Source organism: Ruegeria sp. SAZD011 (assembly GCF_059612545.1).
On record NZ_JBXWQU010000022.1, the window covers coordinates 286,709 to 303,797 of the forward strand.

At 65.5% G+C, this 17,089-nt stretch carries 12 protein-coding genes; 4 read left to right on the plus strand and 8 right to left on the minus strand.

The genetic code is table 11. The features are described from left to right. The first annotated feature begins 10 nt into the window (after positions 1–10). On the plus strand, positions 11–892 hold the full coding sequence (locus AC2FLM_RS10070) for a LysR substrate-binding domain-containing protein (RefSeq protein WP_496857646.1): 882 nt from the start codon (positions 11–13) through the stop codon (positions 890–892). A 182-nt stretch (positions 893–1,074) separates the two neighbouring features. Here the strand turns inward: AC2FLM_RS10070 and AC2FLM_RS10075 are convergent, their stop codons facing one another. From AC2FLM_RS10075 to AC2FLM_RS10100, 6 genes are all read right to left on the minus strand, one after another. Then, positions 1,075–2,232, minus strand: coding sequence for an acyl-CoA dehydrogenase family protein (locus AC2FLM_RS10075; protein ID WP_234137423.1), 1,158 nt, complete (start codon positions 2,230–2,232; stop codon positions 1,075–1,077). A gap of 104 nt (positions 2,233–2,336) precedes the next feature. Next, the gene (locus tag AC2FLM_RS10080; protein WP_496857648.1) at positions 2,337–3,128 is read right to left on the minus strand and encodes a TIGR03084 family metal-binding protein; all 792 of its coding nucleotides are present in this window, start codon (positions 3,126–3,128) and stop codon (positions 2,337–2,339) included. A 2-nt stretch (positions 3,129–3,130) separates the two neighbouring features. After that, positions 3,131–4,261, minus strand: a complete 1,131-nt coding sequence (locus AC2FLM_RS10085) for an NAD(P)H-dependent flavin oxidoreductase (RefSeq protein ID WP_496857650.1) — start codon at positions 4,259–4,261, stop codon at positions 3,131–3,133. Then, entirely contained in the window at positions 4,258–6,237 is a 1,980-nt protein-coding gene (locus tag AC2FLM_RS10090; RefSeq protein ID WP_496857652.1) for an acetyl/propionyl/methylcrotonyl-CoA carboxylase subunit alpha, read from the minus strand. Before AC2FLM_RS10090 ends, AC2FLM_RS10085 begins: the two co-directional genes overlap by 4 nt. 2 nt (positions 6,238–6,239) lie before the next feature. Continuing rightward, complete coding sequence (locus AC2FLM_RS10095; protein ID WP_496857654.1) at positions 6,240–7,859, minus strand: acyl-CoA carboxylase subunit beta; 1,620 nt, start codon at positions 7,857–7,859, stop codon at positions 6,240–6,242. 12 nt (positions 7,860–7,871) lie between these two features. Continuing rightward, positions 7,872–9,635, minus strand: coding sequence for an acyclic terpene utilization AtuA family protein (locus tag AC2FLM_RS10100; protein ID WP_496857656.1), 1,764 nt, complete (start codon positions 9,633–9,635; stop codon positions 7,872–7,874). Between the two features lie 113 nt (positions 9,636–9,748). Between AC2FLM_RS10100 and AC2FLM_RS10105 the strand changes: the two genes are divergently transcribed. Together AC2FLM_RS10105 and AC2FLM_RS10110 are read left to right on the plus strand one after the other, a co-directional pair. Next, entirely contained in the window at positions 9,749–10,378 is a 630-nt protein-coding gene (locus tag AC2FLM_RS10105; protein WP_496857658.1) for a TetR/AcrR family transcriptional regulator, read from the plus strand. After that, positions 10,375–11,532, plus strand: a complete 1,158-nt coding sequence (locus tag AC2FLM_RS10110) for an acyl-CoA dehydrogenase family protein (protein ID WP_496857660.1) — start codon at positions 10,375–10,377, stop codon at positions 11,530–11,532. Before AC2FLM_RS10105 ends, AC2FLM_RS10110 begins: the two co-directional genes overlap by 4 nt. Before the next feature lie 95 nt (positions 11,533–11,627). On the opposite strand, the gene AC2FLM_RS10115 is transcribed toward AC2FLM_RS10110, so the two are convergent. Beyond that, positions 11,628–14,576: a cyclic nucleotide-binding domain-containing protein gene (locus tag AC2FLM_RS10115; RefSeq protein ID WP_496858058.1), complete on the minus strand. Its 2,949-nt coding sequence runs from the start codon at positions 14,574–14,576 to the stop codon at positions 11,628–11,630. A 262-nt stretch (positions 14,577–14,838) separates the two neighbouring features. Between AC2FLM_RS10115 and AC2FLM_RS10120 the strand changes: the two genes are divergently transcribed. Then, positions 14,839–15,228 (plus strand): DUF3307 domain-containing protein, encoded by a 390-nt coding sequence (locus AC2FLM_RS10120; protein WP_496857662.1) that lies wholly within the window; start codon positions 14,839–14,841, stop codon positions 15,226–15,228. Positions 15,229–15,317: 89 nt separating this feature from the next. On the opposite strand, the gene AC2FLM_RS10125 is transcribed toward AC2FLM_RS10120, so the two are convergent. Next, a complete protein-coding gene (locus tag AC2FLM_RS10125) occupies positions 15,318–17,033 on the minus strand; it encodes an adenylate/guanylate cyclase domain-containing protein (RefSeq protein ID WP_496857664.1) in 1,716 nt (571 codons plus the stop codon). Positions 17,034–17,089: the final 56 nt, after the last annotated feature.

Here is a 17,089-nt window from a genome sequence, read left to right on the forward strand (position 1 = left end):
GAAAACTCAAGTGATTGCCCCCCGCCGCTTCCTCCCCTCGATTTCCTCGCTGCTGGCTCTGGAGGCGGTCGATCGGCTGGGCAGCGCCTCGGCTGCTGCCGAGGAACTGGCCCTGACCCAAAGCGCGATCAGCCGGCAGCTGAAGACGATGGAGGAGCAGCTGGGAGTCGAACTGGTCCAACGCGACCGGGTGCGGCTGCACCTGACGCCTGCGGCACAGGAATATGTGCTGACCGCCCGCGCCGCGCTGACCCAGCTGGCGCAGGCCTCGCTCAAGCTCAAGGCCAACCCGACCGGCGGCACGCTCAGCCTGTCGATCCTGCCCGCCTTCGGCATGCACTGGCTGGCACCCCGACTACAGGATTTCGCACGACGCCACCCAGAGGTGTCGGTCAATCTCAGCACCCGGCTGAAACCCTTCGACTTTGCCAGCGAACCCTTTGATGCCGCCATTCATTTCGGACGACGCGACTGGAGCGGAGTAGATTATCTCAAGATCATGCGCGAGGAGGTTTTGCCGGTCTGCGCGCCTGACTTGCGGCAATCCACCAACGATCCCGGCTGGCTGCGCACGGCTCCGCTTTTGCATCTCGACACCCGCCCGGATGCCTGGGACCGCTGGTTCGCGGCCCATGGCCTTGCGGCGCCGGGGCTGCGCGGCATGCTGTTCGACCAGTTCTCGACCATGATCCCGGCAGTGGCCAACGGGCTGGGCGTGGCGCTCTTGCCAAGCTATCTGGTTGAAGATGATCTGGCCCGGGGCCGGTTGGTCACTGCCCATGACGGGCCCGCCATAAGCCTGGGGAGCTATTACCTGGTCTGGCCAAAGGAACGCATGATCGCGCCGCCGCTCGCCTCGTTCCGGGCATGGCTGAAAGAGGCATTTACATAAGAACAGGGGCGCTGCCCCTCTTGCCCTGCGGGCAATTCACCCCGGAGTATTTCCGACCAGAAAGAAGCGCAAATCCGGCTCTGGCTTCTTTCTGGTTGCAAATACTCCAGGGAGTTTGAGGGACAGCGTCCCTCAACAAAGGATCGAGCGCGCCGCAGGCGCACGATTTGATTGCGAACGGGTCAGACGTCCATGGAGCGGGCGATCAGTTCCTTCATCACCTCGTTGGTGCCGCCATAGATCATCTGCACCCGCGCATCGGCATAGAGCCGCGCGATCGGGTATTCCATCATGAAGCCATAGCCGCCGAAAAGTTGCAGGCATTCATGCATGATCTCGTTCTGCACCTCGGACCCGTAGTATTTCACCATCGAGGCCGTGGTGGCGTCGAGCTGCCCGGCCTCCAGCCGCGCGATGCAGTCGTTGACAAAGCTGCGCAGCACCTCGGCCTTGGTCTTGCATTCGGCCAGCTTGAACCGGGTATTCTGGAAATCCATCACCCGCTGGCCGAATGCCTTGCGCTCCTGAACATATTTCACCGTTTCGGAGAGGGCAAAATCGATGGCGCCAAGCGCCATGATGCCGATGGTCAGACGTTCCCAGGGCAGCTGTTTCATCAGCTGGTAGAACCCATGCCCTTCTTCCGGTCCGATCAGGTTGGTCATCGGCACCTTGACGTCTTCAAAGAACAGTTCGGCGGTGTCGTTGGCCTTCATCCCCAGTTTCTTGAGGTTGCGGCCCCGGCGAAAGCCTTCGGCGCCTTCGGTTTCGAGCGCGATCAGCGACACGCCCTTGGACCCCAACGTCTTGTCGGTCTTGGCCACCACGATGATCAGATCGGCGGTCTGGCCGTTGGTAATGAAGATCTTGGAGCCGTTGATCCGATAGGAATTGCCGTCCTTCTCGGCGGTGGTGCGCACCGCCTGCAGGTCCGAGCCGGTGCCCGGTTCGGTCATCGCGATGGCGCCCACCATCTCGCCCGAGGCGAGTTTCGGCAACCATTTGGCCTTTTGTTCCTCGCTGCCATAGGCGGTGATGTAGTGCGTGACGATCGACTGGATGCCATAGCCCCAGCCCGCATCCCCGCGCGAGGTCTGTTCATAGATGGTGACCGCGTCGAACCCCATGCCGCCACCGACGCCGCCGAACTCCTCTGGGATGGCGCCCGCCATCAGCCCGGTCTCACCCGCCTTGCGCCAGAAATCGCGGTCGACCACACCATTGTCGACCCAGGTTTCGATGTTGGGAACCAGTTCGTCATCAAGGAACCGGCCCGCCGCTTCGGCGAACATGCGATGTTCGTCGGTGACCCAGGCGGCGGTGCTGCTGAAAAGGGACATGACATTCTCCAATTTGCGTTTGTGCCCAAGCTACGCGCGCACCCGATTCCCGCCAATCCGGGTGACGCGGCGTTTCGGCGGCGCTACGCTACGTCCTTTTCCACTCAGCCCGCGACGCGGTGGCGCGCGCCCTTGGCGGGCGGGGTTTCCGGCCCGCCCGCGAAACATTGCGCGATGGCCATCCACTCGGTGGCAACCGGGCCTTCGACCACCAGCGAGGTGTCGGCGATGTTGCGGGTCTGGGCCACCACCTGGGCAAACTCGACCGCAGGGCCGGCGATCCGGTTCGCGCCCGGTTCGCCGAAGTCCCACAGCGCGCCCGAGGGGGCGGTCAGCTCCAGCCGGGGCATCATCTCGGGCTGCGGGCGGCCATGTACCTTGAATGACCAGCCAAAGGTGTTCACCCCCAGTACCACGATATTCCTGATCCTGTCGGTCTCGGTCCGGGTGGCGCCAAGACAGTCGAACACTTCCTGCCCATGGGCCCAGGTTTCCATCTGCCGCGCGGTGATGGACGAGCGCGCCGACATTTCGGGACCGACCCATTGCAGCCGCTGCTTGGGGTCAAGCGCCGACCAGCGTTCCGCCATATCCGTATATTGCGCGGCCCAGGTGGCGCGCAGATCGGCGCCGCGTTCGGTGACCATCGCGTTTTCTGTGGCGCGAAAGCCATCGCGCCCGATGCCCGCCAGGGTCTCGGAGGCGCGGGCCTGAAAGGCGACCGGGTCGGTCAGCGACAGATCCGCCATCCGGTTCCAGAAATGCAGGTGCACCAGCACGTCGTTCAGGGTCCAGCCCTTGAACTGGGTGGGGCGGTCCCAATCGGCGCCGCGCACCCCGTCCAGCACCGCGTCCAGCGCCTGGCATTCGGCCAAGAAATCGCCTGCCTGTTCCATCCTTATCCCTCCAGTGTCGCCATCAGCCGCTCGGTCGCGGCGAGGTAGTCGCGTTTGAATTCCTGCACCACTTCGGCGGCGGATGTGGTCTGGGTCATCAGCCCGACCCCCTGCCCGACCCAATAGGTGGCCAGCTCGGCGGCGCCCGCATGGCCGCGCTGGGCCAGCGCCTCGATCCGGGCCAGCGCCGGTTCGGCCACCAGCGATTGCAGCGGCATCGGCAACGGCGCGGGGCCTTCGGCCTCCCACGCAGCGGTCCAGGCCGATTTCAGCTGGCGCGAGGTCTTGCCCGTGCGCGAGCGCGAGCGCACCGTATCCGAGGACGAGGCCGCCAGCATCTTGTCCTTGACCACCTGGCTTGGCTCGCCCTCGGCGGTGGTCAGCCAGACCGAGCCGCACCAGGCCCCTGCCGCGCCCATGGCCATCGCCGCCGCCATCTGTCGGCCGGTCACGATGCCACCCGCCGCCAGAACCGGGGTTTCGCCCGCGACCGAGACCACCTCGGGCACCAGCACCATGGTCGAGACCTCGCCGCAATGGCCGCCCGCCTCGCCCCCGGCAGCGACCAGAATGTCGACCCCGGCGGCGACCTGCCGCTGGGCGTGCTGTTTCGACCCCACCAGCGCCGCCACCGGCACCCCCGCCGCTCGGGCGCGGTCCAGCATGATCTGCGGCGGTGTGCCCAGCGCGTTGGCAATCAGCCGGATCGGAAAGGAAAAGGCCACGTCCAGCATCGCCTCAGCCCCCGCACTATCGAGGTTGCGCGAGATATGCAGCAGCGCGCGGCGGCGCTCGTCCAGATCGCCGGCGCCCACGCCTGCCCGCTCCAGCACCTGTTCGGCAAAGGCCAGGTGCTCGGCGGGCAGCCCGGCCAGCAACTGATCGTCTTCCGGCCCGCTGCCCCCCTGCCGCTGGATCGAGGTCGGTACGATCAGGTCCACGCCATAGGGTTTGCCGCCGCAATGGGCGTCGATCCATTCCAGCTCGGTCCTGAGCTGTTCGGGCGTATAGAGCACGGCGCCGAACACGCCCATGCCGCCCGCCCGGCTGACGGCGGCCACCACGTCACGGCAATGGCTGAAGGCAAAGAGCGGAAACTCGATCCCCAGTTTGCGGCACAGGTCGGAATTCATGCGCTCTCTTCCTCTTCGATCTCGAACATCACATCGCCCGCCGCCAGTTGCGCGCCGGGTGCCACATGTTGCCGGGTCACCCGGCCCGCGACCGGGGCGGTGATCTGGTGCTGCATCTTCATCGCCTCAAGCACCGCAAGCGTCTGGCCCTTGGCAACCTCGCCCCCCTCGGCCACCGACACCGACTGCACCAGACCGGGCATCGGCGCGGTGACGCGGCCACCGCCCAGCGACTCGGCATCGGGGGCGCCGGGACGCTGGCGGCGCAGGGTCAGGCGCTGTGCGCCAAACGCCATGTGCACCGTATCGCCCGCCACATGCGCCAGCAGGTCATGGGTCTCGCCACCCAGCCGCGCCCGCAGACCGTCGCCCCGCTGGTCCAGCTCGATTTCGAACTGCGCGTCCGCAACGCCGATCCGCCAGCCGCCTGGACCGGCGCCCGCGGTGCAGTCAAAGCCCTGCCCGCCGGTCTCGACCCGCAGGCTGCGCGGCAGGACCGGGGCGCTGGTCCAGCCCAGAAGATCAAGCGGGATCGGACCGGCAACCGCCAGCGCCGTGTCGCGGTCATGCTGCATCAGCACCGCCACCATCAACGCCACGGCGCGGGGCTCAGCTGTGCCCGCGCCATAACCCTCGGGATAGCTGCGCGCCAACAGGCCCGTGGTGGCGCGGCCCTCGGCAAATTCGGGCAGCGCCAGCAGATCTGCAATAAAGGTGCTGTTGGTCGCAGTGCCGAGCAGCACCGTATCGGCCACCGCGCGCGCAAGGCGGGCCAGCGCCACCGCCCGGCTGGGACCATGAGCGATGATCTTGGCCAGCATCGGGTCGTAATGGGGCGAGATCTGCTGCCCCTGTGCAATGCCTGCATCGACGCGCAGGCCCACCCCGGCGGCCGGGCGCCAGCGCAGCACCGGGCCGATGGCGGGCAGGAAGCCCGCCGCCGGATCCTCGGCATAAAGCCGGACCTCGATCGCGTGGCCGTCGATGCGCAGATCGTCCTGCGTCAGCGGCAGCGGGTCGCCCTGCGCCACCTGCAATTGCAGCGCCACCAGATCGAGGCCGGTGACCATCTCGGTCACCGGATGTTCGACCTGAAGCCGGGTGTTCATTTCGAGGAAATAGAAGCCGCCCGACGCGTCCAGCAGAAATTCGACCGTGCCGGCGCCGCGATAATCCACCGCACGCGCGGCGGCCACGGCAGCGGTGCCCATCGCCTCGCGCAGTTGGGGTGTCATCACCGGACAGGGCGCCTCTTCGATCACCTTCTGGTGGCGACGCTGGACCGAGCAGTCCCGCTCGCCCAAGTGGAGCACCGCGCCATGGGCATCGCCAAAGACCTGAAACTCCACATGACGCGGCTCGACGATGGCGCGTTCCAGGATCAGCTCGTCCGAGCCGAAGGCGCCCAGCGCCTCGGCCCGGGCGCGGGCCAGCGCCTCGCTCAGGGCTTCCGGCCCCTCTACCAGCCGCATGCCGCGCCCGCCGCCGCCAGCCGCGGCCTTGACCATCAGCGGATAGCCGATCTGTTCGGCCTCGCGCGCCAGCGCGGCATCGGATTGATCGGCCCCCTGATAGCCCGGCACGCAAGGAACCCCGGCGGCCAGCATCAGCCGCTTGGCCTCGGCCTTGTTGCCCATCGCCTCGATCGCCGAGGCCTCCGGCCCGACAAAGACCAGCCCCGCCGCTGCCACCGCGCGGGCAAATTCGGCATTTTCGGACAGGAAACCATAGCCGGGATGGATGGCCCCGGCGCCGCTTTGCCGGGCGGCATCAAGGATACGGTCGGCATTCAGGTAGCTGTCGCCCACCGGCCCCTCGCCGATCCAGACGGCGTGATCGGCCAGCGCCACATGCGGCGCCCCGGCATCGGCGGTGGTGTAGACGGCCACCGTGCGCAGCCCCATCTCGCGGGCGCTGCGGATGATCCGCGCCGCGATTTCGCCCCGGTTGGCAATCAGCAGAGTATCAAATCGCATCGTCAAAACCTCGCCACCCCGTAAGAACCGGGCTTGACCCGGCGCGCCCGCGCCTCGCGGCAGGTGTGCAGGCAGAACGCCAGCACCCGCCGGGTGTCGCGCGGGTCGATCACCCCGTGATCCAGACAGCGCCCCGAGGTATAGAACGCATCCGACTGGCGGTCGAAATGCGCCGCGATCATCGCCGATTGCTTGGCCAGCCGCGCCTCGTCGATCTCTTGCCCCTTGCGGGCGGCACCGGCGCGGGCGACCATGGCCATGGTGCCCGCAGCCTGCTCGCCCCCCATGACGCCTGTGGTGGCGTTGGGCCAGGCAAACAGGAAATCGGGCTCGTAGGCATAACCGGACATGCCGTAATTGCCCGCCCCAAAGCTGGCGCCGACATAAAGCGTGATGCGCGGCACATCGACCGAGGTGACCGCCTGGATCATCTTGGCGCCATGCTTGATCATTCCCGCCTGTTCATAGGCCGTGCCGACCATGTAACCGGTCGTGTTGTTGAGAAAGATCAACGGCGTGTCGGATTGCCCGCAAAGCTGGATGAACTGCGCCGCCTTGGTTGCGCCATCGGGGTCGATCGGGCCGTTATTGCCGATGATGCCCACCGCGATCCCGTGGATCGCCGCCTGCAGGCAGACGGTCGACACACCATAGCGCGGCTTGAAGTCCTGAAAGATCCCGCCATCCACCACCCGCGCCGCCAGTTCGCGCATGTCATAGGGCACCCGGTAGTCGACCGGCACCAGCCCGGCCAGGTCCTCGGGGTCGAGCGGCGGCCCGATCTCGGCGGGGACGGGCCGTGCGGGCAGCGACTTGTTCCAGTCGAGCGCGGCAACCACCTGACGGGCGATCTCGATCCCGTGGGCGTCATCCTCGGCCAGGTATTCCACCAACCCGCTGGTCTGGGCATGCATCTCGGACCCGCCCAGATCGCGGTCATTGGCGCGCTCGCCGGTGGCTGCATGCACCAGCGCTGCGCCCGCCAGCGCCGCCATGCCGTTCTTGCGCACGCCCACCACGTAGTCGGCCAGACCGGGCATATAGGCGCCCCCGGCGGTCGAGGGGCCATGCAGCACCGCGATATTGGGAATGCCCGCCGCCGAAAGCCGGGCGAGGTTACGGAACAGCTTGCCGCCATGGGCCCACAGCTCGACCCGGTATTCCATCAGGTTGGCGCCCGCGCTTTCGACAAGGTGCAGGAAGGGAAGACGCTGTTTCAGCGCCACCTCCTGCGCGCTGAGAAAAGCGGCGGCCGTCATCTCGGTCATGGCACCGGCCTTGATGCCGCTGTCATCGACCACCACCATGCAGCGCACGCCCGAGACAAAACCGATGCCGATGATGACCGAGGCACCGGGAACCGATGTTTCCGGATCGGCGCTGTCGACCATGTAACCGGCCAGGCTGTGCAGTTGCACAAAAGGCAGACCCGGGTCCAGCAGCCGCGCCAGACGGTCGCGCGGGGTGATCTGGCCGCGCGCCTCCATCCGGGCGCGCCGCTCCTCGCTGAGCGCCATGGGCCGCGCCTCGAGCGCGCGGAGCCGATCCACCAGCGCCAGCATATCGGCGCGGTTGCGGCGATAGCTGTCGCTGTCCTTGTCGAGCTGGCTGATAAAACGCATGGTCCCTCTGCCTTAGTTCTTTACGATCAACCCGACCGGAACAGGTACCGGCAGGGACAGAAGCTCTTGGGCAAAAGCCTTGCCCTGGGCATCGTTTCTGAGGCTGGCCACTCCGCCACCGCCCAGCGCCCCTGTCAGCACGATATTCATGGCATGACAGCCCGGCAGATAGAAACGCTGGATTTGGGCGGGAGATTTTTCGTCGAAAAATCTCATCACCGCCTCGGGCGACAGGGCCGCCCAGATATAGGGCATGTATTCGGGACGGCGGGCCAGCACGCCGATATTGGCGCTGTCGCCCTTGTCGCCGGAGCGGGCCCAGGCCAGCGCTTCAAGTGGCCGCGCCTCCAGCTCAAATTCCATATCCGGCGGCGGCGGACAGGGGGCTGGTCTCGCCTCAACCTCGTGCAACGGCTGTTCGGGTGGATCGAAGGACAGTTCTCCCCCGTCCAGCACGACGCGGCATCGCACCGCCTCAGCCGGGATCAGGCAGGAGAACAGCGCCACCACCGGCGAGGGCCGGGGTCGCCCGGCGCCGGTGAAGAAATGCAGGCCCGGCGGTGTCGCCAGCGCCGCGCCCACAAGTTCCTTGAGAAACAGACCCACCGCGCGTGCATCGTCATGGCGCACCGCCGCCTTGAACGCGATTTCTTCGGGCGCATCCGGGGTCGGGCGCCCGCCAAATGCCTCGAACGAGACCTCGCGATAGTCTGGCGCGCCCAGCGCCGCCAGCCGCGCCCGCGCCCGGTCAAGCCCGGCCTGGACAAAGGCCTGCGCCTTGGCCCGCGCGTCGCGCCCGGTCATCTGGAACACCATGCCGCCGCGATAGCCATCGGCCCAGGTGACCGAGACCTTGAGCCGCCCGGTCGGCGCCCGCCCGCGCGCACCGCTGACCTGCACCCGGTCCGGCCCCGCCTGCTCCAACGTCACGCCCGAGAAATCGCAGACCACATCGGGCAGCAGATAGGCGCGCGGATCGCCGATCTCGTACAGCATCTGTTCGCCCACCGTAGCCGGGGTCACCAGCCCGCTGCTGCCCTCGGGCTTGGTCAGGACAAAACCGCCATCGGCGGCGACCTCGGCGATGGGATAGCCGATCCGCGCCAGATCGCCCGCCGCTTCCCAATCGGTGAAATTGCCCCCGGTCGCCTGCGGACCACATTCCAGCAGATGCCCGGCCAGCGACCCTGCCGCCAGCCGGTCATGATCGGCCAGGTCCCAGCCAAAGCGGTGCACACAGGCCGCCAGTGTCAGGGCGCTGTCGGCACAGCGCCCGGTCAGCACGATATCCGCCCCCGCCCGCAACGCCACCACCACCGGCGCCGCGCCCAGATAGGCGTTCATCGAAGCGATCCGCTCGGGCGGAGGCATGGCAGCGCCGGTGAACATCTCGGTGCATGCGGCAAACTCCGAGGCGCGCGCCAGCAGATCGTCGCCGGTCACCACCGCCACCCGCAGGGACAACCCCGCCGCCGCGATCCGCTCTCTCAGCGCCTCTGCGCAGGCCTCGGGGTTCACCCCGCCGGCATTCGACAGCACCCGCACCCCTTGCCTGGCAATGGTCTTCAGGTTCGGTCCCATCGCCTCGGTCACGAAATCGGTGGCATAGCCCTGATCCGGATCCTTCAGCCGCGCGCGCGCCATGATCGACATGGTGATCTCGGCCAGGTAGTCATAGACCAGCACGTCGACCCCGGCCGCGAGAAGCTGTGCCGTCGCATGCGGCGCCTCACCCCAGAAACCGCAGGCCCCGCCGATCCTCAACGTTGCTGTCACGCGACGTTCTCTCCCCTGGCTTTCGGCAGCCACTTTACAGACCGCCCGTTCTGTTTTTAAGCTGCCTCCCGAGACCTTCGCGGTCAATCGAAATAAGTGTGACGTGACGGCAGATGCCCGAGACCCTGAAATCGACCCCGCAAGACCGGCGATCCCGATCGACCCAGGCCAAGGTGATCCGGGCCACCATCGCCTGTCTGGATCGGCTGGGCTATGCCGAGACCACCTTTGCCCGCATTCAGGAGCGGGCGGGCGTGTCGCGCGGCGCGATCACCCATCACTTTCCCACCCGTCAGGCGCTGGTCGCGGCCACCGCGATGGAATTGCTGGCACGCGCGCTCGACCCGGTCGAACGCCGCGCCGCGCAGGCCGCCAGCCCCGAACCGGTGCGTGATCTGATCACCCGGGCCTGGGGTCAGGTGGTGAACGCTGCCGGCGGGCGGGCAATGGTCGAGATTCTGGTGGCCTGCCGCACCGATGCCGAGCTTTATCGCCTGCTGGAAACCCGCCTGCACGACTGGGACCGGCAAAGCCGCGCCTCGGTCGCGCGCGCCTATGTCGGGGCGGACCCGGCACCGGACGACGCCGAACTGTTGTGGAGCATGACCCGGAACTTTCTGCGCGGTCTGGTCCTGCACGAACGTTTCGTCACCGACCCTGCCTATCTGGCGCGGATGGTGGACCGGTTCGCCGGGATGATGGAAAGCCAGCTGACCCCCCTGCCCGCAAAGGATGCGCCATGACCTGCCCCTCTCCCTTCATGACGCCCGAGCGTCAGGCCTTTCGCGACACGCTTGCCTCGTTTTTCGCCACCGAGGTCACCCCACATGTGGAGGAGTGGGAGGCCGCAGAGGCCGTGCCCTGGGAGCTGCACCAGAAACTGGGTGCGCTGGGGGTGTTCGGCTTTGGCGTCCCCGAGGAATATGGCGGACTGGGCTTTGACGACGCGTTCATGCGCTGCGACTACGCCGAACTGGCCTTTGGCTGCGGCGCGTCGGGGGTGGCTGCGGCGGTCGGCGGGCGGATGATCTCGCTGGGTCCGATGGTGCGGTTTGCACCCGAGCCATTCCGACAAGACATCCTGCCCCGCATCGTGCGGGGCGAGATGAACTCGGCTCTGGCGATCACCGAACCCGGGGGCGGCTCGGACGTGGCCAATCTGAGCACGCAGGCCGCGCGCGTGGCGGGTGGCTGGGTGCTGAACGGTGCCAAGGCCTATATCACCGGGGGGATGGACGCGCAGTGGTTCGTGGTCGGCGCCCGCACCGGCGGGCCGGGTCTGGCGGGCATCTCGCTGTTCCTGATCGAGGCTGATACGCCCGGCTTTTCGCGCACCCCGCTGGGGGGCAAGATGGGCTGGCATTGTTCGACCCAGGCCATGCTGCATTTCGACGATTGCCACGTACCCGAGACGGCGCTGATCGGCCCCGAAAACAAGGGCTTCCTGGCGATCATGAACAACTTCAACCACGAGCGGCTGGCGATGGTGGCGGGCTGCCTCGGCATGATGCGGGTCTGCTATCGTTCCGCGCTTGACTGGGCGCGTGAGCGTCGGACCTTTGGCCAGCGGTTGATCGAACATCAGGTCATCGCCCATAAATTCGCCGAAATGTCAGCGCGGATCGACATGATCGAGGCCTATCTGGAACGCATTTGCTGGGCGATGAACCAGGGGCTGATGCCTGCGGGCGAAATCGCCAAGGCCAAGGTGCAGGCGACCAAGGCGCTGGAATTCGTGGCCTCGGAAGGCATGCAGATCTTCGGCGGCGCCGGGTATTTGACCGGAAACCCGGTTGAACGGGTCTGGCGCGAGGTCAAGGTGATGGCGATCGGCGGTGGCTCCGAAGAAATCCTGCGCGATCTTGCGGTCCGTCAAATGGGCCTTGCCGGTCAGTAGGGGCACGGAATTTTGCAAAAATTCCGTGCTGGAAAACGACGTTTTCCAAGCCGTTTTCCGAGCCGGAAAAGGTCCCCTGTCGCGCGCGCACCGCGTTAGTTCGAAACGTAGCCCGCCACCACCTGCAACAGTTTGAACGCGGTCGCGGCATCGTTCTCGACCACTGCCAGGAACTCTTCCTCGCCGATGCGCAGACAGGTGATGTCGGTGGCCGCCACCATGCTCAGAGCGCGCGGTTCCTTGCGGATCAGGCCCAGTTCCCCCACCAGCCGGCCCGGCCCGACAGTCACGATCAACTGATCCTCCTGCCCCTCGCGCGGCAGGTAAAGCCCGGCCTCGCCCTCGATCATCATATAGGCACCATCGGTGGGTTGATCGTCCTTCAGGAACACCACCTCGCCCGCCTTGGCCGAGTACCAGCGCGCACCAAAGGCAAGCAGCCGCAGCTGCCGCCGGTCGAGACCGGAAAACAGCGGCGTCTGCTCCAGCGTGCGGACTTTGCGGCTGAGATCGGCCGAGGCGACGCTGTCCTCTTCCTCCTGCTGTTTCGGGACTTCCTCGGTCACGATGCGGCCTTGCTGGATCTCGACATAGAGGTCGAAGACATCAGGGTTCTCGAAACCATCATTGAGGTAGATCAGCGTTGTCTCGGGCAGCAGCGCGCGCAGGTTCCTGTAAACCGCGATCTGTGTCTGCATGTCATAGCTGGCCAATGCACGGTCGAGCAGCAGGATATCGGGCTTCTTGATCGTTGCGCGGGTAAAGGCAAGCGGCTCCGCAAAGATCGCCGGTACGTTCTGCCCACCCAGCGTGACAGGCAGATCGTAGATAAGCTGGATCACCTGCGGCCGCACACCGTGTTCATCCAGCACCTCGGTGATCAGCTTTCGCAACTCGTCCGAACGGGCACCGCCCACCTCGCTCACCTTGCCGAACAAAGCGTTTTCCAGCACGTTCAGACCGGGCGCAAAGGCGTCGGGGTCGAGCGGGGCAAAAACATCGTCCAGACTGCGCATCAGCTCGGCCGAGTGGCTCTTGCGCAGTTCCAGAATGCGCGCCTTGATCTCGTCGGAGAAGGCCGGGCCGATCTGGTCTGCCGAGATCCGGAACGGCACCGCAAGCAGGCTGGCCAGTTGCGCATCCTCCAGCGCCCGAGCGCCGTCGTCGCGGGTCTTTTCCACCAGTTCCAATGCGGTCTCGTAGGTGCGCACATCCAGATTCAGCTTGCGGAACAGCGGGTGGTCGGTTCCGTCCAGCCCGAAGATCTGGCGCAGCATGTCGATCACGTCCTGGGTCAGGCGCACCAAGGGCTCGTCCAGCCCGATCTGACGGATCTGGGCCAGAAAATCGGTCTGACCGGCCAGAACCTCGGGCGTGAAGGCCGCGCGTGGGGTGGCAAAAAGCAGGTTCTCGGCCACCGGCAGCGCCGGGTTGTACTGGCCGGGGTCAAAGAAATGCGCCTGCCCGGCAAGTCCCGCGCGCTCTGCCGCCTCCTGAATGACCGGCCGTAACGCCACCAGCCGCGCCGCCAGTTCGGGGTGATCGGCCTCGGCAAAGACCTGCTCGGCGCCGCGACGATAAAGTGCCGCACCCGAACCCAGCCCCTCGACCAGCTTCAGCCACCAGTCGCGCAGCGCACGGGCATCATCGAAGCCAGCGAGGCCCGGCTCCAGCCAGTCGCTATGATAGGGATCGGCGCTGTTGCCCGCGCGCAGGGTTTCGGCGTGAAAGCCCGGCTCGCCGCTGTCACCCTGAGGGCGCACCCGGACCGGCATCGTCACGTTTTCCCCGAAGGTGCCCTGGAACAGCACCGGGCGCGAGGTTGCATGGCCGATCCTTGAGGCCACCACCATCTGGTGCAGATCCGACAGTCCGACCTCGCCGATCCGTACCTGTCCACTGGCCGGCAATACCTCACGCGTGAGCAGTTCCGACAGGGCGCGGCGATCCTCTTCGCTGCTGGCGGCGATACCGATCACCTTGCCGCCCGGCAGGGTCAGGTCGAGATCGTCCAGCACCAGATTGCCATCGGCATCACGGACCGAAACCTTGTCGAGCACGATATCGCCGGTCAGGCGCGGGCGCTCTTCGGGGAAACCGCTGAACTTGTCTTCGTCGATCATACCCGGCGGCGCGAAGCGGTCCAGGATCACCTCCCAGCGCAACGACATGTCCTGAGTCTGATTGTAATAGGTCAGCAACTCTTTCCAGGGGCTCGACAAATCCTTGTACGCTGCCAGCGCCGCCACCAGCGCCCCCAGTGACACGCTACCCTGCAACACCAGATAGCCGCCGATCGAATAGAACAGGAAGGGAGTCAGCTGCCCGATGAAGTTGTTCACGAACTTCATGAAGAACTTTTTCTGGTAGATATCGAAGCGGATGCTGAACAGCCGCCCCAGCTGATAGCTGATCATCGACATCCGCCAGGGCCAGCCGGCATTGGATCGCAGCGTCGCCGCGCCGGCCGCGTTTTCGCCGATCTGCGCGGCGAGAACGCGCACCTCCTGGATACGCTTCTTGTTGAGCAGGTTGATCTGGCGCTGCATGCGCGGGATCAGCCAGGCCTGAAGCGGGATCAGCGCAACGGCAGCCAGCCCGAACCACGGGCTTTGCAGGAAAAGAAAGGACAGGATCGTGATCATCTGCCCGGCCTGCAAGACCGGCTGGCTGATCGCATCGCCCATCAACCCGCCCATCGGCTCGCTTTCGGCGGTGATCATCGACACCAACTCGCCCTGGCTGACACGCTCGAAATAGGGCTGTGGAAACCGCAGCGCCCGAGTGATCAGCAGATAGCGGAACCGGCGCAGCATCCGCTCGGACATCACGCCTTTCATCGTGTTGATCCGCATCTTCATCAGCCCATGCGCGAGCACGGCAACAAGGAAGGCGGTGCACAGGATACCCAGATAGGTTACCTGATCGAAGGAGAAGCCCCAGACCTCGATGGTGGAACTGGCGGCGCCGATGGCGTCGTTGATGATGCGTTTGGGAAGCTCCAACGTGAGGTAGAGCAGCGGAAACAGCGTTGCCGTCACCATCAGCAGGATCAGTTGATCGCGTCTGGAATACTTCCAGATGAAACGGAACAAGGTGCGTTCGATGGCTCCGACCCCCAAATCGGCCTTCAACAAATCGGTCGCCACCCGAAGCCCGCGACCCGAACCAAGGCTATCGCGGCCCGATATGGGCTGGCAATCGCATTTACGTCCGGTCAATCGGCTTTCTGTGTGAACGAGTTCATTTTGCAGCCCGCCCTTCCTACGCTAAGGTAATATCGGGAACGCGGATGGAGGAGTGTTCTTGCCTGTGACGATCGGCTCGCTGCTGTTGGTGCTTGGCCTCTTTCAGGTCAAGCACATGTTTGCGGACTTCTTTCTGCAAACGCCCCGGATGTTGTCCGGGCGGTGCGAGTATTGGCATATGGGCCGGGCGCAGCATGCCGGGGTCCATGCGATAGGTTCGGTTCTGCTTTTTCTTGTTGTTGGCGCACCGGTGGTGTTTGCCCTGGCGATTGCCGCGCTGGAATGGGTGGTGCATTTCAACATCGACTACGGCAAGGCCAGCTATTCGGACCGGAAGGCGTTGCAGCCCAATCAGGCCAAATACTGGCATGCGATGGGGTTCGACCAGTTCCTGCACCAAATGACCTATCTGGCCATGGTATGGGCCTGGGTCGAATTCGCCCATTGAAGCGAAGAGTCGTTTTCCGACACGGAAAACGGTACGGAAAATCTGTGATTTTCCGGGTCGGAAATCCCTGATTTCCGACGGATCAGCGCCTAGCCTGCCTTGCGGAGCGCGGCAAAAGCGGGCACCGGCGCCGCATAGCCCTTGAGCACGATGGGCTCGAGCGGTTCATAGACGATATCCTCCAGAACCGCCGCATCACGCGTCTCGCGGTCGATCAGCACCTGATCGGCCGCCGCCTTGGAACACAAACGCGCCGAGAGATTCACGGTCGATCCCAGCACGGTGAAATCCATCCGGTCGCGCGCGCCCATCGCCCCCATCACAACCTCGCCCGAGGCGACACCGATACCCACATGCAACCCATGCTCGGGGTTCTCCTCCAGCAGCCGCGCCATCGCCTCGGTGATGCCGACCGCACAGGCCACCGCCCGCGCCTCCATCCCTTCGCCCTCGAACACCGCCACCAGAGCATCACCGACGAACTTGTCCACGTCACCCTTGTAGTGCTCGACAATATCCGTCTGCGCGTCGAAATAGCTGTTGAGTACCTCGATCACCGTTTCCGGCGGCACCCGCTCCGAAAACTCGGTATAGCCGCGGATATCGGTGAAGATCACCGACACCCGGCGTCGCTGCCCACCGCGCGCCATGCCGGTGCGCTCGGCGCTCTGGATCGCGGACATGGTGCTGTGCGACACGAACTTCATCAGTTCCACCCGCTCACCCAGATGCGCGATCATCCGATTGAACCGCCCCGCCAGATCACCAATCTCGTCACGTGAACGAACATCCTCGACCCGGGCCGAGAAATCGCCCTCGCCGACCTGTTGCGCCACCTGTCCGATTCTCAGGATGGGCCGGGTCAGCTGCCGCGCGAACAGCAGCGCCGCCGCAGCGGCAACCGCAAAACCCACCAGACCCACGGTCAGGATTTGCCGGGTGATCGCATTGACCACCGCATAGGCATTGTCCTCGCTCAGCTCGGTGATCACCGCCCAGGGAAACCAGTCGGGAAAGGCATAGGCCCCCAGCATCGCGGTGCCGTCGGGGCGCACATAGGGTTCCAGCGCGTCCGCCCGCGCCCCCGCAACGATCAACGGCAGGGTCGAGGCGACGATACGCCGCTGGTCTAGCAGCTCGGGTGTTCCGGTCAGCACCCGGCGGCCGGCCTGATCGACCACGGTGATTTCACCCCGCTGCGCAAAGGGATGCCGTCGCACCGTCTCGCCCAGCAATCCCAGGTCGATCCGGGCCGCCATGGTTACCTGCCGCCCGGCGATCCGGGTTTCCAGCGGCAGCGCCAGCGTTGCCAGCCAGTCGCCGGTCTGTTCCAGCCGAGTGATCACCGGGCGACCATATTGCCCGGTAGCTGCGATCGCCTTGATCAATTCGGGCGAGGTTGCCAGCACCTCGACCGGGTTCAGCCCGGCCTGGCTCAACCGGGTGGCAAACCCCTCGTTGGTGACGATGATCGGCAGGTCCGAGCCTTCGATCGACAGTTGCAAGGCCACCACCTGGCTGAGTTCCTGCAAGCCCAGCGTCAGCAGCGAGATCTTCTGCGGCACGCCCAGATCGCCACTGTCGACCCCGTTGCGGATCACCGTCAGCGGAGTCAGCCAACGGCCCTGAAAGGTGTTGTCGAAGGTCGAGCGCAGCTCGGCGGCGACCGTGGTCAAATCCTCGTTGGCGGCACTCTTCAACTCATCTCGGCTGAGTTGGGTCAGGTTCTGACCAACCAGCGCCAGCGGACCGACGGCAAGCAGGACGGCAAAGACGAAGAATTTGAGGCGAAGGGGGAATCTCATGGCCAGAACGTAATACAAAACCTGTTAACCGTCGCGGGAAATCCGCACCCCGCCCA